This is a genomic window from Thalassotalea litorea (assembly GCF_005843925.1).
In the GTDB taxonomy this organism is placed as follows: Bacteria; Pseudomonadota; Gammaproteobacteria; order Enterobacterales; family Alteromonadaceae; genus Thalassotalea_A; species Thalassotalea_A litorea_A.
Genome location: NZ_VCBC01000009.1, coordinates 1 through 24158 on the forward strand (window position 1 = coordinate 1; position 24158 = coordinate 24158).

General features: G+C 43.9%; 19 protein-coding genes. 12 read left to right on the forward strand and 7 right to left on the reverse strand.

Annotated elements, in window-relative coordinates:
• The first annotated feature begins 947 nt into the window (after positions 1 to 947).
• From FE810_RS09875 to FE810_RS09885, 3 genes are read left to right on the forward strand one after another with little or no spacing between them, the layout of a single operon-like run.
• Complete coding sequence (locus FE810_RS09875; RefSeq protein WP_138319899.1) at positions 948 to 2018, forward strand: 3-deoxy-7-phosphoheptulonate synthase; 1071 nt, start codon at positions 948 to 950, stop codon at positions 2016 to 2018.
• A gap of 4 nt (positions 2019 to 2022) precedes the next feature.
• Positions 2023 to 3159 carry a bifunctional chorismate mutase/prephenate dehydrogenase gene (tyrA, locus tag FE810_RS09880; protein ID WP_138319900.1) on the forward strand — a complete coding sequence of 379 codons (1137 nt, stop codon included), beginning with the start codon at positions 2023 to 2025 and terminating at the stop codon, positions 3157 to 3159.
• Between the two features lies 1 nt (position 3160).
• Positions 3161 to 3658 (forward strand): thioredoxin family protein, encoded by a 498-nt coding sequence (locus tag FE810_RS09885; protein WP_138319901.1) that lies wholly within the window; start codon positions 3161 to 3163, stop codon positions 3656 to 3658.
• A gap of 109 nt (positions 3659 to 3767) precedes the next feature.
• On the opposite strand, the gene FE810_RS09890 is transcribed toward FE810_RS09885, so the two are convergent.
• Positions 3768 to 4199, reverse strand: coding sequence for a hypothetical protein (locus tag FE810_RS09890; RefSeq protein ID WP_138319902.1), 432 nt, complete (start codon positions 4197 to 4199; stop codon positions 3768 to 3770).
• A gap of 102 nt (positions 4200 to 4301) precedes the next feature.
• Positions 4302 to 5033, reverse strand: coding sequence for an AsmA family protein (locus FE810_RS09895; RefSeq protein WP_138319903.1), 732 nt, complete (start codon positions 5031 to 5033; stop codon positions 4302 to 4304).
• 149 nt (positions 5034 to 5182) lie between these two features.
• On the opposite strand from FE810_RS09895, the gene FE810_RS09900 reads away from it, so the two are divergent.
• Both FE810_RS09900 and FE810_RS09905 read left to right on the forward strand, forming a co-directional pair.
• Complete coding sequence (locus FE810_RS09900; RefSeq protein WP_138319904.1) at positions 5183 to 6262, forward strand: efflux RND transporter periplasmic adaptor subunit; 1080 nt, start codon at positions 5183 to 5185, stop codon at positions 6260 to 6262.
• Positions 6262 to 9360: an efflux RND transporter permease subunit gene (locus tag FE810_RS09905; RefSeq protein ID WP_138319905.1), complete on the forward strand. Its 3099-nt coding sequence runs from the start codon at positions 6262 to 6264 to the stop codon at positions 9358 to 9360. Before FE810_RS09900 ends, FE810_RS09905 begins: the two co-directional genes overlap by 1 nt.
• 102 nt (positions 9361 to 9462) lie before the next feature.
• On the opposite strand, the gene FE810_RS09910 is transcribed toward FE810_RS09905, so the two are convergent.
• The gene (locus FE810_RS09910; protein WP_138319906.1) at positions 9463 to 9744 is read right to left on the reverse strand and encodes a hypothetical protein; all 282 of its coding nucleotides are present in this window, start codon (positions 9742 to 9744) and stop codon (positions 9463 to 9465) included.
• Between the two features lie 377 nt (positions 9745 to 10121).
• Between FE810_RS09910 and FE810_RS09915 the strand changes: the two genes are divergently transcribed.
• Positions 10122 to 12920 (forward strand): M16 family metallopeptidase, encoded by a 2799-nt coding sequence (locus tag FE810_RS09915; protein WP_138319907.1) that lies wholly within the window; start codon positions 10122 to 10124, stop codon positions 12918 to 12920.
• A gap of 94 nt (positions 12921 to 13014) precedes the next feature.
• Here FE810_RS09915 and pheA read toward each other — a convergent pair whose 3' ends face one another.
• Positions 13015 to 14199, reverse strand: coding sequence for a prephenate dehydratase (pheA, locus tag FE810_RS09920; RefSeq protein ID WP_138319908.1), 1185 nt, complete (start codon positions 14197 to 14199; stop codon positions 13015 to 13017).
• 295 nt (positions 14200 to 14494) lie between these two features.
• On the opposite strand from pheA, the gene FE810_RS09925 reads away from it, so the two are divergent.
• From FE810_RS09925 to FE810_RS09945, 5 genes are all read left to right on the forward strand, one after another.
• Positions 14495 to 15049, forward strand: a complete 555-nt coding sequence (locus FE810_RS09925) for a DUF2058 domain-containing protein (protein WP_138319909.1) — start codon at positions 14495 to 14497, stop codon at positions 15047 to 15049.
• Positions 15050 to 15130: 81 nt separating this feature from the next.
• A complete protein-coding gene (locus FE810_RS09930; protein ID WP_138319910.1) occupies positions 15131 to 15496 on the forward strand; it encodes a glutaredoxin family protein in 366 nt (121 codons plus the stop codon).
• Positions 15497 to 15683: 187 nt separating this feature from the next.
• Positions 15684 to 16709 carry a protein-methionine-sulfoxide reductase catalytic subunit MsrP gene (gene msrP / locus FE810_RS09935; protein WP_138319911.1) on the forward strand — a complete coding sequence of 342 codons (1026 nt, stop codon included), beginning with the start codon at positions 15684 to 15686 and terminating at the stop codon, positions 16707 to 16709.
• Entirely contained in the window at positions 16710 to 17327 is a 618-nt protein-coding gene (msrQ, locus tag FE810_RS09940) for a protein-methionine-sulfoxide reductase heme-binding subunit MsrQ (RefSeq protein WP_138319912.1), read from the forward strand.
• Positions 17328 to 17437: 110 nt separating this feature from the next.
• Positions 17438 to 18289, forward strand: a complete 852-nt coding sequence (locus FE810_RS09945) for an RluA family pseudouridine synthase (RefSeq protein ID WP_138319913.1) — start codon at positions 17438 to 17440, stop codon at positions 18287 to 18289.
• 778 nt (positions 18290 to 19067) lie between these two features.
• Here the strand turns inward: FE810_RS09945 and megL are convergent.
• Positions 19068 to 20306 carry a methionine gamma-lyase gene (gene megL / locus FE810_RS09950; protein ID WP_138319914.1) on the reverse strand — a complete coding sequence of 413 codons (1239 nt, stop codon included), beginning with the start codon at positions 20304 to 20306 and terminating at the stop codon, positions 19068 to 19070.
• 309 nt (positions 20307 to 20615) lie between these two features.
• Between megL and FE810_RS09955 the strand changes: the two genes are divergently transcribed.
• A complete protein-coding gene (locus tag FE810_RS09955) occupies positions 20616 to 22187 on the forward strand; it encodes a sigma 54-interacting transcriptional regulator (protein ID WP_138319915.1) in 1572 nt (523 codons plus the stop codon).
• Between the two features lie 10 nt (positions 22188 to 22197).
• On the opposite strand, the gene FE810_RS09960 is transcribed toward FE810_RS09955, so the two are convergent.
• Positions 22198 to 23322: a hypothetical protein gene (locus FE810_RS09960; RefSeq protein ID WP_138319916.1), complete on the reverse strand. Its 1125-nt coding sequence runs from the start codon at positions 23320 to 23322 to the stop codon at positions 22198 to 22200.
• Positions 23319 to 24131, reverse strand: a complete 813-nt coding sequence (locus FE810_RS09965) for a class I SAM-dependent methyltransferase (RefSeq protein ID WP_138319917.1) — start codon at positions 24129 to 24131, stop codon at positions 23319 to 23321. Before FE810_RS09965 ends, FE810_RS09960 begins: the two co-directional genes overlap by 4 nt.
• Positions 24132 to 24158 lie beyond the last annotated feature (27 nt).

The following is a 24158-nucleotide window of genomic DNA, read 5'->3' on the forward strand; positions in this document are numbered from 1 at the left end:
GCGGAAGCAGTTTTACAATTTATTTTGATAGTATCCTTGAAATGAAACGGGAGTCCATATAGGGAATGACGCGAGGCTGGGTTGCTTTTCACTCGAAACAGCGTGTCCTCGGAGCTGATGACATCAGCGTACTCAAAGCGACGTTTTTCGTCGCGTTCCCGAAACAATCTTCGATTGTGTACTCGAAGTGACGATTTCCGTCACGTACTCGGAGTATCGCTTGCGATGCGTACTGCTCTTATTGGCACATAGCCGTTCAAGCGGTGGTGATAGATTCCCTGTCGCGGCAGGGAATGACGCGAGATTAGGTTGTTTTTCTCTCGGAATAATGTGTATTCGGAGCTGATGACACCAGCGTACTCGAAGCGACGTTTTTCGTTGTATACCCGGAACAATCTTCGATTGTGTACTCGAAGTGACGATTTTCCGTCATGTACTCGGAGTATCGCTTGCGATACGTACTGCTCTTATTGGCACTTGCAACCTGCCACCTTCGACCTTGAGGGAATTTAATTCCCGCTATTGTCACAAAGCCGCTATTGTCACAAAGCCGCCATCGTCATGCCGGCGTAGTCCGGTATCTAAACATTAAAAAGAAAGATTACGGCCGTCGCCACAATGACGAAGTTTACGTCTTCGACAAAGTCCTCAGCGAATGTGTTTTATACATTCGTCACCGATGAAATCCTCACCCAAAATCAATGGTTTCAATTGCCTGTACAATAAAATTGCCAAAAGGTGCAAAAAATACTTGCCAGTTGAAACAATGCTTGTTAAAAAGGTCTCACTCAGGCGAGTATGTTTCCAATAACAACGAGTAGCAATGCAAAACTTTAAACCACATTTCCGATATTACCGCCTTACCTATCTTTATTGGTAATCCTTTACCGATCCCTCGTTATTCGTTTTTATTTTTAGTTTTATTTATTTCATCGGAAGTCGTAACAATGCAAAACACCAGACTAAATGACGTTCACGTCAACTCAGAAGAAATCCTAATCACCCCAGATGCGTTGCGCGAGCAATTCCCATTGGCAGATCATCACCGGCAGTCAATATTACAATCTCGGGATATTATTGCGGACATTATTCACAAACGCGATCCAAGACTCCTGGTCATTTCCGGCCCATGCTCAGTGCATGATGTGGAAGCGGCCAAAGAATATGGTCGTCGCTTGAAGAAATTGCATGACCAGTACAAGGATACCCTTTACATCGTTATGCGGGTTTACTTTGAGAAGCCCCGTACAACGGTTGGCTGGAAAGGGCTAATTAATGATCCACATATGGACAATACCTTTGATGTCACCACCGGATTGAAAACAGCGCGAGAATTGTTGCTATATCTTACCGAGCTTGGTTTGCCGCTGGCGACAGAAGCACTTGATCCGATTTCACCCCAGTATTTAGCTGAGTTATTTAGCTGGTCGGCGATTGGTGCCCGTACCACGGAATCTCAAACTCACCGAGAAATGGCCAGTGGTCTGTCGATGCCAATTGGATTTAAAAACGGCACCAATGGCAGTCTGGATGTCGCCATCAATGCATTGCAATCTGCAGCATCGTCACACCGGTTTATGGGAATTAACCGCCAGGGCCAGGTTGCATTGATTAAAACCTCAGGCAACCCTGATGGTCATGTAATTTTACGCGGTGGTAAGCAGCCGAATTATGATTCTGTCAATGTCTCTTTATGCGAAGAACAGTTGCAGAGCAAAGGACTGGATCCTGCGTTAGTGATTGATTGCTCACATGCCAACTCAAGCAAAGACCACAATCGTCAGCCTTTGGTCGCCGATAATGTCGTCAATCAAATCTGTGAAGGTAATAAATCGATTATCGGGATTATGCTCGAAAGTCACTTAAATGGTGGCAACCAAAGTGCCAATACGCCAAAAGACGAATTGGCCTACGGGGTTTCGGTAACCGATGCATGTATCGATTGGCAAAGCACGGAAACTTTATTATTCTCGATGAATGAGAAATTGGGCGCGACGCTCAGTAAGCGAATAAGCTGATTGCATGCCAATAACAGACGAAAAGTTTAGCGCCGAGCTATCGGCGCTACGAGAGCAGATTGATGATATTGATCACCAGTTGCTCTCATTGCTGGCGACACGACGTAAAATCACCAGTCAGGTCGGGACACTGAAAAGTAAGGCTGGGGTGGCTATTTTTGATCCCTCTCGCGAACAGGCTTTGCTGGCCAGTCTGGCGGATAAATGTAAAGACTATGAAGTATCCCCGGATCTTATTCAGGATCTGTTCAAGCGTATTATGCGTGATTCTTATTCATCGCAAGATGAAAGAGGCTACCAAAAGGTCAATGCCGATATCGAAAAAGTTGTCGTAATCGGCGGTAAAGGCCAACTTGGGAGTATTTTTGTCGACCTGTTTAAGCGTTCCGGCTATCAGGTTCACACACTGGAAGCGCAAGATTGGCCCAACGCCGATAATATTTTAACCGGTGCGAATCTCGTGATTGTTGCCGTTCCGATCAATGTTACGGAACGAGTGATAAATCAACTGAGTGACCTGGATAAAGATTGCATTTTGGCCGATATTACTTCAATTAAGTCCGAGCCAATGACCCATATGCTTAACGTTCACAAAGGCCCTGTGGTTGGTTTGCATCCGATGTTTGGCCCGGGTGTGACAGGCATGATCAAACAAACCGTCATTGTGTGTGAAGGACGTGCTTTGCACCATTGTGAATGGTTAATGCAACAACTGCAGGTTTGGGGGGCAGAGCTTAAGTATTACTCAGCTGCTGAGCATGATGAAACCATGGCGATGGTACAAGTCATGCGTCATTTCTCGACTATCAGCTATGGTTATCATTTGATGCAAGAAGGCACCGACTTACAGCGCTTGTTGGATATGAGTTCGCCGATTTATCGTCTGGAATTAGCGATGGTGGGCCGATTGTTCGCTCAAGATAAACAGCTTTATGCGGACATTATCTTTTCTAATGGTAATAATGTCGCGGTTATGAAACGATATGCTGAACGATTTTTAACCTTGCTTAGTGCGGTCGAATGTCAGGATAAGGAATTGTTTTTAAATACCTTTACCCAGGTTTCCGATTGGTTCGGTGATTATGCACAAAGCTTCTTGCTCGAAAGTCAGCAATTACTTAATAAGACAAAGGAGAGCTAAAATGTCAGCCAATGTTTATTCTTATCTAAAGTACGGTCTATTAGTGGCCTGTCTATTCACCCTAACTGCGTGTCAATCGACTTCCTCAGACGATATTGAGCAAACTTACGGGGCAATGGAAGGGAGTGTATTGTTAGCCGACTATCCACAGTTCACCCTGTCCTATGAAAATTATGATGTCACGGAACAGGAAACTGCTGCGTTACAACCTTATGCGGAAGCGATTAAGGTAAAAGTGTTTTTTGGCACCTGGTGTCATGATTCTCAGCGTGAAGTCCCGCGTTTTTTAAAATTAGCCGAGCTGCTCCCTGAACTTGAATATCAACTGATTTCGCTGGATTATCAAAAATCCGATCCCGACGGAATGGCGGAAAAATACCAGGTTAAGTTCACACCGACTTTTGTGGTATTTAAAGATGGTCAGGAAATTGGCCGTGTGATTGAACGCCCACAAGTATCACTCGGTGAAGATATCGCCAACCTTGCGGCTAAACACTAACGATAAATGTTTGCATATCAAGGGGCAGAACAGTTGCACGTTCAATGACGCTGACTCCTTGATACGCTCTTATTCAGTTCTTGTTATCGTGCTGTTTATATTTCGCCCGCTATTTAAGTTCTTTTAATTCCGCTAACACCTGCTCGCGACATTTTTTTATCGCCTTAGTTACCGCCTCAATACTTTGTTTATCGGAATCTATTTGTTGAAAGTTCTGCTGCCACACCGTAAATAATTCATTAGAAGCATGCTGACTGGATCGTGACATGGCCGAGGTTAAATCCCGGATATAAAGCACATACGACCAACCTTTTAAAGGATCGCCCTTATTAACGTCGTCGTAATACGTGTAATCGACCAATAGTTGCAATTGTGCCAATGACATGATGATTTCAAAAGACGAGGTTCGAATATTGCGGTTATATTCCGTTTGCTCATTGCGCCAGGTGTTGTAAGCCAACGAAGAGATCGCAATAAATATCGAGATTATGGCAATAAGGTTATTTCTTAGTTGTTGTTTCAGGGTTACTTTTGTATTCAATTCACCTGTCCAGGCTCAGTATACCAAGTTAAATATTAGCTATCGGTAATGAAAAAGGCGAGCCTATAGTGACTCGCCTTTGGTTTGAGTGAGTAAAATGGATTAGTCTTTCTTAAAAAGCTTATCGAGAAGCTTTTTACCTTCTTTTTCTGCCTTATCCATAATCGTTTGTTTGGTCATATCTTCCGCTTGTTCTTCCACAACCTCTAACACTCGGTTCGCTAATTCCGCGCCGATTTGATCCGCTGGAAGCCCTTTGTCACCGCCAATACTGCCTAGCTCAACTGCTGGCACATTGACATCATAAACTTTTGAATTAAGTTTGCTGGTGTCTGCTTTAACCGCCATACCCGATAACGTGATCTTCTTTATTGCGATTAATGTTTCTTGCTTATCTTCTGCTTTTGGCTGCGGCTGCTTGTTGCCTTTTGGGAGTTGTTTTTTCACATTGCTGATCAGCTCCTGAATATTGGAGCTAGCGGTACCGGTAAATTCAATAAAGGCTTTTGGATCCTTAATTGTGACATGTTCAATTACGATAGGAGAGCCGCGTAAACTTTCCAAGTCGATATCCATTGCCACTTCGCCAAAGTCAATGGCATGCTTAGCATTAAAACCTTCAGGATTGGCAACTTTGAAGCCTCTGATCGCGCCAAAACCTTCCATTAATTTAAGGTCAACTTCCTGTACAGTCACGGGTTCGCCCATCAGCGCAGTACCGCGTATTTCCAATTGTGATTTTAAAAATCCATTCCAATCCTGTGACGCCAAATACCAAAGTGCGGCACCACAAAACAACAAAATAATGAGCGCAATTATGCCTAATTTTTTCATGGGATATCCTTTTGAACCTTATCTCAAATGTATTCGTATGTTGTTAATCGTAAAAATACTGTAAATCATAGAATTTAGCTTACTTGATTATCGTGTTAAAAGGCAATCTAAGCTATATTAACGCCAGTTTTATATTAAGAATTCATATCATGGAAAATCAAAACGCTTCTCGCCTTCCTTTAATTATTTTAGCTGTTGTTTTATCAGCGTTAATTGTTTATTTACAATGGCCAGAAGAAAGTGCCGAGCAAGAACGTGGAGCTCGACAGGTTACCGTCAAAACGTCGCCGGTGATCCGCGCAGAGTTTAGTGACGAATTCGAAGCATTAGGTACTGCAAATGCCAATGAACAAGTGATGATAACCGCGCAATATTCAGACATCGTGCAATCCATCTATTTTGATGATGGTGACAAAGTTGAGAGGGGCGACGTTTTAGTTCAACTTGCCAACGCCGAGGAACTCGCCAAAGTGAAAGAGCTGCAATCGAACTTGGACGAAGCAGAATCACAATTGAAACGATACAATAATTTGCTCGATCGTAATGTTGGCAGCATTTCACAGCGTGACGAGCAATTATCGAAAACTCAATCGATACGCGCGCAGTTGAAAAGCGCACAAGCGGTTCTCGATAACTTGACCATTAAGGCTCCGTTTGCGGGGCAACTCGGCTTCAGACAAGTCAGTGTGGGCGCGTTGATAAGCAATGGTGACGTGATTACGTCTTTGGATGATTTAGAAACCATTAAAGTCGATTTTGCCATACCAGAACGTTTTTTGCCCACAGTTTCGGTTGGTCAAACGATTACCGCCCGCAATGTGGCGTATCCAGATGAGTCTTTTAAGGGGACGGTTACTGGTATTTCATCGCGCGTCAACTCTATGACCCGCACCATTCAAATACGGGCAAAGCTACCAAATATGGAAGGTAAGCTACGCCCTGGTATGTTGATGGGCATTGCAATTAAGCGCAAGGTTGAAGAAATTATGCAATTGCCGGAGAGCGCGGTAATCCCTTTCGAAGACAGCCATTTTGTATTTGTTGCTGAGCAAGGCGTGGCCAAGCGAAAACCCGTGATAATCGGTCGTCGTAAACCGGGCATTGTTGAAATTATCAGTGGCTTGGATTTAGCGGAAGACGTCGTGGTAGAAGGTGCATTGAAGTTGCGTGATGGATCGCAAGTGAAAATTATCGGTGACTCCCCAACAACGGTGAAAGGAGACGAGTAATGATTCTTTCCGATTTATCCGTTAAACGCCCGGTTTTTGCAACGGTTCTTAATCTCCTTATCATCACCTTTGGTATCGTTGCATTTTTGATGTTGCCATTACGTGAGTATCCAGATACGGACAAGCCAGTGATTACCGTCTCCACCAAATACAACGGCGCTTCTGCCGCTATTGTTGAAACTAAAATCACTCAAGTGTTAGAAGATAGAATTAGCGGTATTGAGGGGGTTAAAAATATTAAATCCCAGTCCCGTGATGGGCGCTCGCGTATTTCTATCGAATTTGATATCGATCGTGACATTGATGGCGCGGCCAACGATGTACGCGACAAAATATCTTCCGAAATCGGTCGCTTGCCAGAACAAGCTGAATCGCCAGAGATCCAAAAAGCCAATGACGACGAAGACGTAATCGTTTGGTTCACATTACAGTCGGAAGTCTTTAATACCCTGGAACTTACCGATTATGCCAATCGCTATATTGTTGACCGATTTGCGGTGGTCAATGGCGTTGCTGAAGTGATGGTTGGTGGCGGCCGTACCTATGCAATGAAAATTGTATTAAATCGACAGGCGATGGCGGCTCGCAACATCACGGTAGCGGATATCGAATCGACCCTGCGCAAAGAAAATATTGAATTACCTGCGGGTGAAGTCAAATCCATCGATCGTAACTTTAATGTGCGTGTCGCTCGAAGCTATAATACGGCGCAGGACTTCGCGCAAATGGTGATTGCTCGCGGCGACAATAATTCGCTGGTTCGACTCGGTGACATCGCTGAGGTCAGTGTGACGGCTGAAGACGATGAAACCCTGTTTCGCGGATACGGTGAAAACATGGTCGGGCTCGGGATCATCAAGCAATCGACCGCGAATACGCTAGATGTGGTGGAAGCTGCTCGATCGGAAATGGACATTATCAAAGAAAACCTGCCTGCCGGTACAACGATTATTCCCAGTTATGATTCCTCCATATTTATTAAGCAATCGGTTGATGAGGTATACAATACGTTAGGCATCGCGATGTTAATGGTCGTGTTGGTTATCTTTATCTTCCTGGGTAATATACGGGCGACGTTTATTCCAGCCGTCACCGTACCCGTTGCTTTGATTGGCTCGATGATCATTCTCTCGGCGCTGGGGTTCTCCATTAATCTGTTGACCTTACTTGCACTCGTGCTGGCAATCGGTCTGGTGGTCGATGATTCCATCGTTGTCTTAGAAAACATATATCGCCGTATCGAAGAGGGCGAAACACCACTCATGGCAGCCTACAACGGTGGGCGCGAAGTCGCCTTTGCTGTTGTGGCAACAACGCTGGTATTGGTCGCAGTATTCGTCCCGCTGATTTTCTTATCCGGTGATATAGGCCGATTATTTACCGAGTTTGCTCTGGCAATTGCCGCAGCTGTGATTTTCTCTTCAGTGACCGCATTATCATTAACGCCAATGATGTGTTCCAAGCTATTAAAACACCGTCAACGTAGCTCATCATTTGGGCAATTGCTTGATAAAGGCTTTGCCAAATTAGAAGCGAGTTATGGCAATAGTTTAGTGTCGGTGATTAAACAGCCGATGATGATTTTTGTGGTAATGGGTTTAGCCTTTGCCAGCTTATGGGTACTCTTCGACAAACTGCCTTCTGAGTATGCACCAAAAGAAGATAGAGGTAGTGCCTTTATGATCATGTCAGGCGCTGAAGGCGCAAGTTTCGAACGTAATGCCGAAAACATGACGATGATCGAATCGAAATTAATGGACTATCATGACGAAGGGGTTCTTGAACGGGTTCTGGTTCGCGTGCCTGGTTTTGGTGGAACCGGTGGTATTGCCATTATTGGTTTGCCTGATTGGGAAGACCGTAAGGTTTCATCGTTTGAATTTATGAATATGTTTAATCGAGATTTGGCGCAATATACCGATGTCCGCGCGTTTGTGATGATGCGTGGTGGGCTCGGTGGTCGCGGTAGTGGCGGTCAGTCGATTGGTTTCGTGTTACAAGGTAATGACTTTGAAGAACTCGCTCGTTGGCGCGATATCGTTTTGGCAAAAGCTCAGGAAAACCCAAAGATTATTGGCTTGGATAGTGATTATAAAGAAACCTATCCGCAATTAATGGTGAGTATTGATCGCGCCAGGGCTGCGGATTTAGGTGTATCCGTTGGGGACATTGGCGCAACGCTTGAAACCATGTTGGGGAATCGTCGCGTAACCACGTACCTTGAGCGCGGCGAAGAATACGATGTGATGCTCGAAGGTGATGAAAATGATTATCGTAGCCCAAGCTCGATAGACAATTTATATGTGCGTTCGTCATCGACTGGGCAGTTAGTAGCATTGTCGAATTTGGTATCGATCACTGAAAATGCTACCTCGTCAAACTTGAACCGTTTTAACCGTCTGCGTTCGATTACCTTAACCGGCAATGTGGCAGACGATTATACCCTGGGTGAGGCACTGGACTATCTCAATGACATCGTCAAAAATGAATTGCCAGTGGAAGCCGCGGTGGATTACACCGGTCAGTCGCAAAAGTTAAAAGAAACGGGTAACTCGATGTTACTAATCTTTGCTCTGGCTCTGCTTATTACCTACTTGGTTTTAGCCGCTCAGTTTGAAAGCTTTATTCATCCATTGGTAATCATGATCACCGTACCATTAGCATTGGTTGGTGCGTTGGCTGGATTATACATGTTCGATATGACCCTTAATGTATACAGTCAGATTGGTATTGTGATGCTCATTGGTCTGGCGGCGAAAAACGGGATCTTGATTGTTGAGTTTGCTAACCAATTACGTGATAAAGGTGAAGCGTTTGAACATGCATTGATTCATGCATCAAAACAGCGTTTACGTCCAATCGTGATGACATCTTTCACCACTATCTGTAGCTCAATCCCATTAGTATTGGCTTCCGGACCTGGTTCTGAAAGTCGTATGGTTATCGGTGTGGTAATCTTCGCAGGTGTGGCGATGGCAACAATCTTTACGTTATTTATTGTACCCGGTGCCTATTATTGGTTGTGTCGAAACACCCAATCACCAGAGTTCATCACTCAACAAATTGAAGAGCAGCAGCGTAACGCCACTTCCAATTAGTGTGATTGCTAAATACAGATGAAAAACTTGAAAAAGCCGGCAGATGTCGGCTTTTTTATGGCTTAAATTACAAACGATTCGCGCAATTGAGAGGATGATTCGTTAGACACCCATAGTTAACAAGACACCCATAGTTAACAAGACACCCATGGTTAGCAAGACATCCATAGTTAATAAGACACCCATGGTTAGCAAGACATCCAAAGTTAATAAGACACCCATGGTTAGCAAGACATCCAAAGTTAATAAGACACCCATGGTTAGCAAGACACCCATAGTTAACAAGACACCCATGGTTAACAAGACACCCATGGTTAACAAGACACCCATGGTTAGCAAGACACCCATGGTTAACAAGACACCCATAGTTAACAAGACATCCATGGTTAACAAGACTGGTTAGCAAGACACCCATGGTTAACAAGACACCCATGGTTAGCAAGACGCCCATAGTTAACAAGACACCCATGGTTAGCAAGACATTCATAGTTAACAAGAGACTAGGCGTCAATAGTTAGCAAGATATCCGTTGTAAACAAGACTACGATTTACAATGCATGGATAATTTACATCGTTAAGCCAGACTTGTTTAAAGTGCGAGAAATGAATGAGTTAGAGTGTTCCAACCTGAGAAGCACTTTAGCTGGCGGATAAATCTTTACATTTTTAATTGCCTGGCAGACTCGTGTAACCTTTAAATTGTCGTGACTTTTATCCATAATGATTTAACTCAATGAAATTCCACAGGATTGGTGATCTTTATGATCTTTAAAAAGAATTTTTACTTTTGTCTGGCATTTACAACGGCGCTTATGGGCTGCTCTAGTGTTGATGATAATTCCCCTACGACGGCTGAAGATTCAACCATTGAACAGGCCGAAAATTTACCAACACACACGTTAGAGTATGTGCGCAATGTCGAAGGCATTGAAGAGTATATGCTCAGCAATGGTTTAAAAGTGCTGCTGTTTAAAGATGACTCGCAGCCAAAAACCATGGTAAATATCACCTATAAAGTTGGTTCTGTACATGAAAAGTATGGTGAGACAGGCATGGCTCATTTGCTTGAACATATGTTGTTTAAAGGTTCGACTAATTATGTGGAAATTGACAAAGAATTTAAACAACGTGGCATGGCTGCCAACGCCAATACCTGGTATGACCGAACCAGTTACTTCGAATCATTTGAAGCCAGTGAAGATTCATTGCACTGGGCATTGGGTATGGAAGCGGATCGTATGGTCAACGCGACGTTTACCGAAGAACAACTGAAAAGTGAAATGACGGTCGTACGCAATGAGATGGAACGCAATGAAAACTCACCGTCACGAATTCTCATGGCTCGTTTGGCTTCTGTGGCCAACCTCTGGCACAATTACGCCAATTCAACCATAGGTGCCCGCTCCGATGTTGAGAACTTCCCATTTCCTAAGTTACGTGAGTTTTATCATTCTCACTATCGCGTAGATAATGCCACCTTGATTGTTGCTGGTCGATTTGACAGTGACAAAACCAAACACCGAATAGAACAAACTTTTGGCGCGATTGACCAACCCCAAAAACCGGTCGAAAAATTGTATACCCGTGAACCTACACAAGATGGAGAGCGCGTGGTTAACCTTCGCCGAACAGGCGATGTGCCTTTTCTGGGCTTGTACTATCATGGACCATCTGGCCTAGACCCGGATGCCGCGCCGTTACAGGTATTGCAGGTAATTCTTGCGGATGGTAGCCGTGGTCGAATTAAAAAGGATTTAGTGGACAAGGATCTCACCTCTGGTGGAACCCAAGTCTCATTTTTTCTAAAAGAAGGTACTCAAATTTTATTTCTAGCCCAAGGTGAGAAAGGCCAGAATATTGACGAACTTAAGCCGTTGGAAAATGCATTGATTCGCCTCGCGGAAAATATCGGAAACAAGCCGATTACGGAAGAGGAAGTCGAATTTGCCAAAGCACTTCTCGCTAAGCAGGTTGAGCAGGAGATGCGCAATGCGACCGGCGTTGGTATGGCTTTAGCGGAATATATCGCTAAAGGTGATTATCGGTATATGTTCTATTTCCGAGACTTGGTTGAGCAGGTAACCGTTGAACAAGTACAAATGGTCGCCGAAAAATATTTAATCAGCTCGAACCGAACGTTAGGACGCTTTTTACCCACTCAAAACCCGAAAAGAGCTCAAATCGCCAAGGTTCCCGTGGCCAGTGAAATACTTGGCGATTATGTGGGTAGAGATGCCGTGACTGCCGGAGAAGTTTACGATAATTCGGTTGAGAATATTAAAGCACGACTTTACACTGAAACCTGGCCGGAAGGTACCAAAGTCAGTATCTACCCAAAAAAGCTTCGCGGAGAAGAAGTGCTCATCAAAATGTATTTTCCGACCGCGAATGAAGAGGCATTAAATGGTCACGCCATAGCCATGGGATTTATTGGCGGTCAAATCAAGGCGGGAAATGAAAATTACAGCAAATCGGAAATTGCTGACCGTCTCGATCAATTGAAATCTAGTTTGTCATTTGGCTCTAATGCGATAGGTGAGTTTAGTATTGATATTAAAACCGATGTTACAAACATGCCGGCGGTTATTGATTATATGGGCGAGTTACTGGCTGCACCAACGTTTCCTGCCAAAGAACTGAATATCGCGAAAAAGGGCATGATTGCCGGGCTAAACCAGCAGCGCACGGAACCCGGTACTGTCGCATTAAACAGCTATCGTGAAACATTATTTGATTATCCCACAGGGCATCCAAAGGCCTACATGGATACCGATACCCAGATTGAAGCCATCAAAGCGTTAGACAGTGTCAAACTTGAAGCTCTATACAACGAATTTTTTGCCATCAACAATGGCCATGTTGCGGTAGTTGGTAATGTAGATAGTAAAGCGGTTTCTGAACATTTACAGGCAGTGTTAAATCCCTATACGTCAGAGATTGAATACCAATACATCCCGATCAATCTGCGCGATAAGCAAGGCCTAATGGTAAGTTCTGAAACACCGGACAAGGCAAACGCTTCGGTCTATATGATTAACCCTGTGATGATTAAATCCACCGATGATGATTATCCGGCGTTATTTATCGCCAATTCAATCTTTGGTGGCGATGCGTTTACTTCGCGCATTGGTGCACGAATTCGTGTCAAGGAAGGTTACAGTTACTCGGTTGGCTCGGGCCTACAAGCCTCAACAAAAGATGATACCGGCGTTTTTTATGCAACAGCAATTTCGGCACCGGAAAATATGGATAACGTACTTAAGGCGTATCAGGAGGAAATTGACAAGGTCAATACCGAAGGGTTTAGTGATGAAGAAGTGCAGCGGGCGATTGACGGTTATATTAGTTCGCGCAAACGTCAGTGGGCCAGTGATGCTTATGTTGCGGGGATTTTAATTGATGCCACGGAAGAGGAACGCGACTTAAGCTATTACGAGGAGCGAGTGGAGGATTACAAAACGTTAACCACAGAACAAGTTAACGCCGCCTTTAAAAAATATATCGGCTCGCAAAAATCGAATGTTTTCAAAGCGGGTGACTTTAACAAATTGACGAAATAACTCTGTTAATCACATTCTATTGTGGAAGCGTTGTTTAAGTGAGCCCTAAGGCTCACTTTTTATTTGCACGGCTTAATATGTATCACTCAACGTACTATTCATTATGAAGAGCGGCAAAAGGCACGCTTGTAGGGTTTACCTGTTCACTTGGATAACACCCTAATACTTTGATAAAGCGCGTGAGTTCGGTCAACTTGGTTAAGCATTCCTGCATTGCAATGGATTTTAAATTTGCTTCTAAATCAATATAAAACATTTCTTCCCATGGGCGTCCTTGAATCGGGCGGGATTCTAACTTGGTCATATTGATATCGTATTGCTTAAGGACAACAAGACAATCGACTAACGCACCAGGCGCCTGGCCCGTCGCTAAAATTAACGTCGTTTTTGCAGGGATCTGTTCGGCTACATCCACAGGCTTGCGAGCGACCAAAATAAATCGTGAGTGATTTTCTTCTTGATTAGCAATGCCTTTTTGCAAGGCTTGCAAACCGTACAGTTGCCCGCCTTCTTCCGAGCCAATAACGGCCACGTTTGGCTGTGTAAGTTTTTCAACCATTTGCATGGCATCAGCGCTGCTTTCACAATATTCAATACGAATATCACTTTGTTTATTTAAAAAATTACTACATTGTTGAACCGGTTGTGCATGGGCATAAATGGTATCGATAGCATCGAGGGAGGTATTCCCCGCCGATAACAGGCAATGCTCGATGGGTTGCGATAACTCGCCAACAATCGAAAGATTGGTGTGCTGTAACAGATCATAGACTTCGTTAATACTGCCGGAACTAGTATTTTCAATTGGTAGCATACCGTAGTCGACATTACCGGATTCCACTTGATTGAGAATATCGTTAAAACTGGCACAGCCATATTCAATAATCTCTTCGGCGCGTCTTGAAAAATAGCGGTAGCTGGCAAGATAACTGTATGATCCTTTGTCACCCAAAAACGCCACGCTTACGGTGGGTGTCTTAGTATTTGGGTTCTTCAATTCCTGTAAAAATGCTTGTTGATTGAGCACCGAATCTTCAATGATTAACTGGAATAAACGGGTGACATAGTGGGCATCGAGACCTAAGGCTTTGCCTTGTTGGATCAATTTGACCAACAATTCCTGTTCTCGTTGCTGATCTCGAACCGGACGGATGATATGGGCTTTACTCTTTGCCACATTCATTGTCAGCTCACGCCTTTTGGCTGCCAGACCTAACAGCTGATTATCCAGTGATGAAATCTGTTCCCGAATTTTTAATAAATCTAATTTTTCTTCCATTGCCTGTCACCAATATATACATGCATAAAAAAACCTCCATCTGGAGGCTTTCATCGTTGTTATTTCACGAGAAACCCTCCGGCTAACACCGAATAAAGGTAATAAAGTGAAATACAACTAAAACGTTAGTCAATTTAAGCTCTGCAAATCGTTGCTTGTAAAATTTGAGTTAATACTTTAATACCATACAGTATGGGAGTGGTTAAAAACTGTCAACCGCTAAATGAGGTTATTTGATTTCAGCAGGATTCTGGTAGAATAGCGCCAGATTTGAATACAGGAATTGATAATCGATATGGCATCATTACAAGATCAATTGTTAAAGGCTGGATTAACCACCAAACAAAAAGCCCGTCAGGCAAACAGTGACAAACGCAAGCGCAATAAACAAAAGCGCAGCGGTGCGCAGGTGGATGTCAGCCTGCAAGAGAAAGTTAAACAAGATTTAGAGCTTGCTCGCCAGGAAAAATCCCAGAAAGATCAAGAGCTAAATGCTCAACGTCAACAGGCGTTAGCGGACAAAGAGCAGAAGCACCGAATCGCCCAAATCCTCGAACACCACACTCTAAAGGGTATCGATGGCGACGTGAAGTTTAACTTCACTCAAGACACAAAAGTGAAAAGCCTGTTTATCGATGAAAAAACCCATACGGCCCTTACCAAAGGGGTTTTAGCGTTATGTGCATTAGATCAATCATTATTTGTAGTGACGTCACAAACGGCTGATAAAATCGCGACTTTAGATGCGACCTGTGTATTAGTGAATTATGAAACGAATCAACAGGATCAGGCTGTGGATGAAGATGACCCTTATGCAGAATATCAGATCCCAGATGATCTTATGTGGTAATACACGTCCACCAACAACCAACAGTTTTATCGTCTGGTAACGAATTGCCAGGCTAAACCCGTTTTTTTTACAGGAGTCGTTATGACGATTATTCGCTTTATTTTAGGCAGATTGATTTTATTATTTAACTTTATTTTTGCCCCGAAAAAAGCAAAACGTGAACAGGAATTGCAACAACAGCTTGATGCAACCACCCGCCACTTTAGTTTATACCAGCTCAATGCTTGTCCGTTTTGCGTCAAGGTTCGTCGCACGATCCGCCGTGAAAATTTGAATATCGAAATTCGTGACATTAAGCAGGACAACATTCTGGCCGAATTGATGGAAAATGGTGGCAAGCGCACCGTACCGTGTCTTCGTATTGATCGCGAAGATGGTTCATCACAATGGATGTATGAATCTAAAGCGATCGTTCATTATTTACAGCAGGTCGCTCACGCCGCATAACGCTTCTGAGTGCAAAAAAACAAATATTGGAAGGACAGTTGTTACTGTCCTTTTTTTATCTCGACACTTTTCTCCTTTAGCCACTTTACAAGACGCTAGTCAATATTGCCTGTTATCGATAAACTCAGAGAAAGATTATTCATACTTTATCTGTCTTTGTGTATATCGAACTTTTCTGGCTTAATTTATGTTGATTAAAAATATTGGCAAAACAAGTATATCTGACGATGGTCGCTCGCGCGGACTAACCGAGGCGGATGTGACCGATGAGTCTGTTTATGTAAAGCGCAGGCAAGTACTTAAAGGTTTGGGGTTTGCCGGTGCCAGCAGCTTGCTATGGGCCAATGGTGTTGGCGGAATAAATACGGCCAATGCCGCGACGTTTAAAACCAAATCGTTAGAGGTGGTGAAAAGCAATTCTGATTTGGTGAGTGATACGTTGACGCCAGAAGCTAAAGTCATTAGTCACAACAATTTTTATGAGTTTGGTGCTCAAAAAAATGAGCCGCAGGAAAACGCTCAAAAATTCAATGTTGATCCTTGGTCATTAACGGTTACCGGAGAAGTCGAAAAACCCTTTACGCTCGACTACCAACAGTTGTTTTCAGTATTTGATTTGGAAGAGAGAATTTATCGTCTGCGCTGTGTAGAGGCCTGGTCAATGGTGATCCCCTGGCTTGGATTTGAGCTCAGCAAGCTCATTAAACGGGCGCAACCGACGAGCAAGGCGAAATATGTGGCATTTAAAACGCTGTATGATCCTGAGCAAATGCCTGGCCAAAGTAGTCGATTTTTGGGCGGTGGTATTGATTACCCCTATGTCGAAGGGCTGCGCATTGACGAAGCGATGAACTCTCTTTCGCTTTTGTCTGTTGGCTTATACGGAAAGACCTTACCGCCACAAAACGGTGCGCCGATTCGTCTGGTCGTTCCCTGGAAATATGGATTTAAAAGCATCAAGTCGATTGTTGAAATTAAACTTATGGAAGAGCGCCCACCCACAACCTGGAATATTCTCGCCCCGGGTGAATACGGATTTTTTGCCAATGTGAATCCTGAGGTAGATCACCCAAGATGGAGTCAGGCAAGTGAGCGACGCATTACCCGCGGAGGCCTGTTCACCCGCAATCGAATCAAAACACAAATGTTTAATGGCTATGGCGAACAGGTGGCCGATTTATACCGAAACATGGATTTGAGAAAAAATTATTAAATGAGCAGCTACCGACCTTCTTCTCGAACAATTATTATTCTGAAATGTTTCGTTCATACGATAGCTCTGGTTTGGGCACTCTATTATTATTTTCTTGCGATTAATGACCAGCTCGGCAGCGATCCCGTTAAAGCGATCATACATTTTACCGGAATGTCGGCACTCAACACCTTGTTATTAACCTTAATGATAAGTCCTTTAGCGAAATTATACCGATTGCCATGGCTATTGCGCTTCAGGCGATTGCTGGGGCTCTATGCATTTTTCTTTGCCTGTTTACACCTTGTTAATTTCATCTTCTTTGAGCTGCAATTCGATTTTAGTTTGTTTATTGAAGAGGTCATTGAGCGACCATACATCACCTTAGGTATGGCCGCGTTCGTTATTTTATTTGCGCTGGCGATAACCTCCTTTAAGAGATTGCAGCGCAAAATGGGACGCCAGTGGCAAGCACTGCACAATATGGTGTATCTCGCGGCAATATTGATCGTGATACATTTCTACTGGTCGGTAAAATCCGACATTATTGAACCTGGCGCATATGTGTTGGCACTGCTGATATTGCTCGCATTGCGTCGAGCAAAGCTACTTTCAGCATACTATCGTCGTTCTAACTAACGCTCTTTATCATTTTTGACAAATTTGATCGCAACCATTGGACGAGTTGACGTCTTTTTCATTAGACTACGCTTTAGAAGCATTGCACTTAATTAATCATTTGAAATTTCATGCCAAACTCCGTTTTCGAAATACATCATACCGTGACGGATGACTCAACGAATTGTGTTGAGCTTCTTACCGAATTGTCATCATTATCGGCAACCAGAATAAAACAGGTTATGCAGCAAGGTTGTGTTTGGCTCTCGACGGGGAAAAAAACAACGCGATTACGACGAGCGAATCGAACATTGAAAAGCGGTCAAACGCTGCATATGTATTTTAATGAAGAAATACTGGCGCAACAGGTTCTTTGCGCAACATTAATAAAAGACTGCGGGCATTATAGCGTTTGGTATAAGCCCTATGGCATGTTGTCACAAGGCTCAAAATGGAGTGACCATACCACGTTAACTCGATATGTAGAGCAAAAGCTAGTGCCACAAAGGCCTTGCTTCCTGGTTCACCGCCTCGATAGAGCAACCTCAGGGGTTATGGTGGTTGCACACAGTAAAACGACGGTTCGAAAATTAACGTCGGCCTTTGAAAATCGACAAACAGGGAAAATCTATCATGCCATTGTTTGCGGTGATGCATCGACATTAATTGATAAGCGAATTGACAACGAACTCGATGGTAAAAACGCCATTAGCGTTATCAGTGGGATAGAGTACGATAAATCGCGTCATCGCAGCAAAGTAAAAGTTGCGATTGAAACCGGGCGTAAACACCAAATTCGTCGCCATTTATCGCAATTATCTTTGCCGATTGTTGGGGATAGGCTGTATTCAACCCCTGATGATGGCTGGTCAGTATCGGAAGATCTACAACTTTGCTCCATTTATCTGGCATTTCCCGATCCCCAAAGCGATTTGCTGCAAGAATTTCACTTACCCGTACAATGGGACCTCAACCTCAAGTAAGCGCCGAGAAACAACAACCGCTTTCACGACCAATCACATAGTTTACACTTGCCAACTGTTAAAGTGACTTTCACATTGGCTGGAGCTTATCATCGCTAATAAATGTGCTTATCAAGACACCCATGTTTATTTAGAGTTACTCAAACTTTCCGCTATCAAGACACCCATGTTTATTTAGAGCTTCACAAACTTGCCGCTATCAAGACACCCATGTTTATTGGGAATTTCGCAAACTTGCCGCTATCAAGACACCCATGTTTATTTAGGGTTACTCAAACTTACCGCTATCAAGACACCCATGTTTATTTAGAGCTTCACAAACTTGCCGCTATCAATACATCCATGTTTATTTAGAGTTTCGCAAACTTACCGCTATCAAGACATCCATGTCTATTTAGGGTTACTCAAGATCTCAGAATTTATTGAATCAGAACGCTTTGTCGATGAAAGGAGGAGGAAAAACAATTAAATCCTCCAGATAAATTGATCCGCTGGTTAATTGCCGTGGGTGTGTAGTGGTCAAGTTAAATTGGTTATTCATTGATGGTGTCTTGATAAAAGTGAGAGTAGTTACATTGGTTATTTATTGATGGATGTCTTGATAGTGTTAATAGGTGCCTTGATAGTGCTTAGTTAATACGATTGTTAATGCGGCGTATAGAAAAATGGTAAAGCTTTATTTGTGCACGGGCGATGGTGATGACGACGTATTGGCAATAGACATCATTGCAATCGAGGTTGCGACCAATTGATGTCTATTCCTTGTTATCATTTTTGTTTACGCACAGTCAGCGATGGTTTGCGACGTTGCGTGCGGTTCTTGGGTGGTTTGAGGAATTGTGGACAGGGCGTTGTCGAGATCTGCGATGATATCGTCGACATGCTCAAGACCTACGGCAATGCGTATTAAGCCATCACTGATGCCAGCGTCTAATCGCTCTTCTGGTGAGTAGGGCGAGTGAGTCATTGAGGCGGGATGTTGAATTAAAGATTCCGCATCGCCGAGACTTACCGCGATGGAAAATAGTTGGGTTGCATTAATCAACGCCTTGCCATCGTCAATTCCACCATCGATTTCAAAACCAATTACGCCGCCGGCGCCAAGCATTTGTCTGCCCATGTATGGGTAGCCTGGGTGGCTTTTCAAACCGGGATAATATACGTTTTTCACCTTAGGATGGGATTGCAGATATTCTGCAACCTCCTGGGCGGACTCACAATGTTGTTTGACCCGAATCGCCAGAGTTTTCAAACCACGTAAAATCAACCAGGCATCGTGTGGACTCATCGTCGCACCGATATCTTTCAGTACGGTCAGCTTTATCTGCTCTATCATTGCTTCACTACCACAGACTATGCCAGCGACCACGTCGCCGTGGCCATTTAAATACTTAGTCGCGCTGTGGATTACGATATCAATGCCAAATTTAACCGGCTGCTGCAATATTGGGCTTAAAAAGGTGTTGTCGACTATGGATATCAGATTGTGCTTATTGGCAACTCTACCCAACATATCGAGATCGATGACGTCAAGATTAGGGTTGATTGGTGTCTCGGCAAAGACGACTTTTGTATTGGCCTGAATTGCCATTTCGATTGCCCCGCTCACGGTCATATCGACAAAACTCACCTCAATACCAAATCGGGTCAATTGATGGCGGATCAAAGAGTAACTGCAACCATACAAGGCTTTGGAGGCAATTAAATGATCACCAGCGGATAAGTTGGTTAATAGAGCGGCTGAAACCGCGCCCATGCCAGTTGCTGTAGCCGCTGCATCTTGCATGCCTTCAAGTTGCGCCACTTTCATTTCCAACTGTCTGACGGTTGGATTTCCCAAACGGGAATAGATATAACCCGCCGCTTCTCCCGCAAACCTTTCTCCACCTTGCTCGGCACTTTCAAAGACAAACGTTGAGGTTTGGTAGATAGGTGTTGTTAGTGCGCCAAATTGCTCGTCTTTAATTTTTCCGGCATGGATAGTTGCTGTTTCAATATGCTTAAATGACTTGTTCATAACCTTTAACCGATTGCTTGTTATTAGAATTTAAATTTGATTGGCTAAATGCCATCAGCGAATAATGCGTTGTTGATACCTAATCTTTAGCAATTCATACGCCATGTTTTTAAATTGCTTCTAAATCATATGGTTATGGTTTTCCTGTAAGTGTGGATAGTTATTTTGTAATACATGTATTACGGTTTGAAGGCGAGCTTGCTCTTGGGTAAATATTGTATTATTTTTATTACGGATGTAATGTTTAGGTTACGATTTGAGCCCGTACTGGTTTATGTATTCACCGTTTGAAATGAAATAGGAACAAACATGCGCTTGGCTGTAGAGTCTGAAGATAGAGTTGGTATTACTCAGGAAATATTATCCAAGGTGGCTGAGGCGGGCGTTAACCTGACGGCGATGGAAGTCACTCAGTTTTACAATTACCTGCACTTGGAAACGGAAAGTCAGCATTTATTGGCGCAGTTACTGAGTATTTCCGGTGTAAAGCAAGTTAAATCCATTGAATTGCTGCCTGGGGAGAGACTCGCCAAGCAACTGCAGGCGATGCTTGCCAAAATTCCGGAACCGATTTTAGATATTGATCGCAATGGTCGTATATTGATCGCCAACCAATCTGCCGAGGATGCCTGGCTTCGTTATTCTGCGAATCAGGATCGGGAACCGCTTATTGGCTTAACCCTATCTAAATGCATTGAACAAAAACTCCGGGTATTTCTGACCGATCAATCGGTTACCCAAGAAATTACGTTTTCCGGTCAGCAGTATTTTTGTGATATCACCCCGGTTAAAGTCGAAGACAAAGTGCAGGGGGCGGTTTTAGTCTTGCGTGCGCTAACAGACGTCGGCCGCCACCTCGCAGCGACACAAACCAGTGATCGCGGTGGCTTCGATAATATTATTGGAAAATCAGCAAACCTACTGCAAACGCTGGAACAAGGGCGAAAGTTCGCGAACCTTGATTTGCCGGTATTGATTCAGGGGGAAACTGGCACCGGTAAAGAGCTGCTCGCCCGGGCCATACACGACAATAGTAGCCGCGCAAGAAAACCATTTTTAGCAATAAACTGTGCTTCGTTAGCAGAGCACTTGCTCGAGAGCGAATTGTTTGGCTATGCCGCTGGTGCATTTACCGGTGCTCGCAGTGGCGGTAAACCTGGGTTGTTTGAGCTCGCCGACGGCGGCACCATATTCCTCGATGAAATCGCCGAAATGTCGATATATCTGCAGGCAAAGTTATTACGATTTCTCGAAGATTTTCGTTTTCGCCGCGTTGGCGGCGTAAAAGAAAAACAAGTAAATGTTCGTATTATCAGCGCAACCCATGAGACCCTGTTAAACATGGTGGGAGAAAAAACATTTAGAGAAGATCTATTCTACCGTCTGAATGTCCTTAGCTTGCAATTGCCGGCTCTGAGGGAGAGAAAAGACGATATCCCATTGTTGATGCACCATTTTGTCAAAAATGCTGCGACTCAGTTCCGTCAGGAAACGCCGGTAATTCCAGCAAAGATCCAGCGCAAAATCGTGAATTATGCCTGGCCCGGCAATGTGCGACAATTGCAAAACACGCTGTTTCGGGCTGTCGCATTGGCGGAATCAGGTAACCTGGTCTCTTTGGAGCTTGATCAGGAATCGGCAAAGGTGCAAGCTTGTGATGATGCGGGAACGGAACAGAGCGTCATTGTAGAGCAATTCGCGCAGCAGTCGGGTGACATTTCTCATGCAACCTTGAGTGAGGCTCATCATGATTTTGAAAAAGAGATTTTTCAGCGGCTCTTACCTTTGTACCCCAGCACCCGAAAACTGGCAAAGCGACTCGGTGTTTCACACAATACCGTGGCGTTGAAATTACGACAATACGGTTTGTCAGCGCGTTAACCCGACATAGCTAATGGCTATTAATGCCAAACATTCGATAGACCCCGCTTTTGAGGTATCCATTGAATAGTCGCTTATCGAACAACGCCAAACGATTTTTAAATGTTTCCCGCCTGATAAGGTATTTCAGACAGCGAATGACATTTTTATCTTTTTGATGTCGTGCTGCACGCAGCAAATTATCAACAATCTTGAAGTCTTCGATTTCCCGTAAGCGCCACCTTAATATCGGCTTTAAATCGTTAAGCGGTTGCAGTGTCGGACACTGACTCTTCAATAAACGTAAAATGAGCCTGGTGCGCAGGCATTTTTCACAAAGACCGCAATTATATCCTTTATCCATCCAGCACACTCGCAACGTTTGCATCGCGAGTCGATGCTTGCTTAAAAAAGCAAGTTTTTCATATCGAACCAAGGGAGTATCGTAGAAAAATCGTGTCGCTTCACTGGCATAGAGAGGGTCGGTAACGGGGGTAGTGCCGTCAGGATAAATATCTATAATTGGCTGGCTCGACGGGATCAGTACCATTTGAAAGCCGGTAAGCAGGCCAGTTGCTGCAAGCCCTGCACCGCAAAAATACTTCTTCCAGCTAAGACCGAATGCGTGGGGGAGGTAGCGAATATTGGAACGAATGTTAATTAACGGAATGTTAAACGTGTTGGCGAATGCCTGATTTTTTGTTTTAACTTCATCGAGAAGTCGATGATTGTCCAATTGTATGTCGATACCTTCAACAAATAGCAGGGCATCGAGCTGTTTTCGATTTTTCACGAAACTGTATATGCTATCAACGCCGCCCGAGAAAAAGCTGGCATTGGATTTGATATAGATATCACTTGTGCCTTGCTCAGCGACGATATCCACCATACTCAGGTGCGGCCACCATTGGCAATAGACCCGTTGTAATTGCGTTAAGCCAAATAACAAGGTTCTTGATAACGGTTTTTTAGACTGAACAATGATCGGTTGGCCAGTGTGCATAGCCGGTAGCAATGCGGCGGCAACAAATGCATCGATTACATCGGTTCTGCCGATATCGGTTGGCAAGGTAAACCATAGTTTAAAGTTGTCCAGATAGGCACTGATTGTATGTTGCTCGCCGTTTACCTCATGACTAAGCTCAGAGATTATCATAGCCTCGCTTCCAGCCCCGGGGATGTTGCTATTCGTATCGGTAATGACTCAGGCCGCTTGACCGTGATGAACAACAATGACCAGTTCATCAGTACTTCGCCATGCTTCACCTGATAACCCAGATAGCTGCCGATGCCGTCTACAATCTCATCTAAACTGGCCAGATCTAAGCCAAAAAGCATCTGACAGTAGCGGGCCATATCTTCAAGGGATTTAAAGCGCCAGTGATAACGCTCCTTTTTATGAGCAATCACGTCTAGCCCTGCGGCTTCTATCGCAGTAAAATCTCGGTCGTCTAAAAACATCCCATGGTGACCGATAGAATTAAATCTATGGACAAATTCATTTAAGAATTTACCGGTAGCACACCCTTGCAGTACATCGGCAATCACCCCTTTTCCGCCCGGTTTGAGGACTCGATAAATTTCTTGATAAATAGGCAGTCGATCAAAGGTATGGTGCATGCCTGCCAGCGAATAAAAACTGTCCTGACTTTGATCTGCTAATGAGATATGGTTTAAAGGACAAAGAATTCGATGACGGTTGTCATCCTGTGGGCAAAAATCGAAAAAAGTCTGGCTGGTCTCAATCGCAGTATATGAGATATTTTCCTGGTCCAGACTTTCATGCAAATATTGACTTAAATAGCCGCCGCCGGCAGGCAGGTCGGCTACATGTTGATTGGCGTTAACCGGGAGTTGTTTTAAAAGGTGGTTAAATTCTTCATCTCTGGCATTGGGGAAACGGCTCATTGCCTGCTGGTAAAGCTGTCCACGTTGCTCAAATATTCCTTGATAAGATAGGTTCATAGCTAACTGTTTTTATTATTGAAGTTC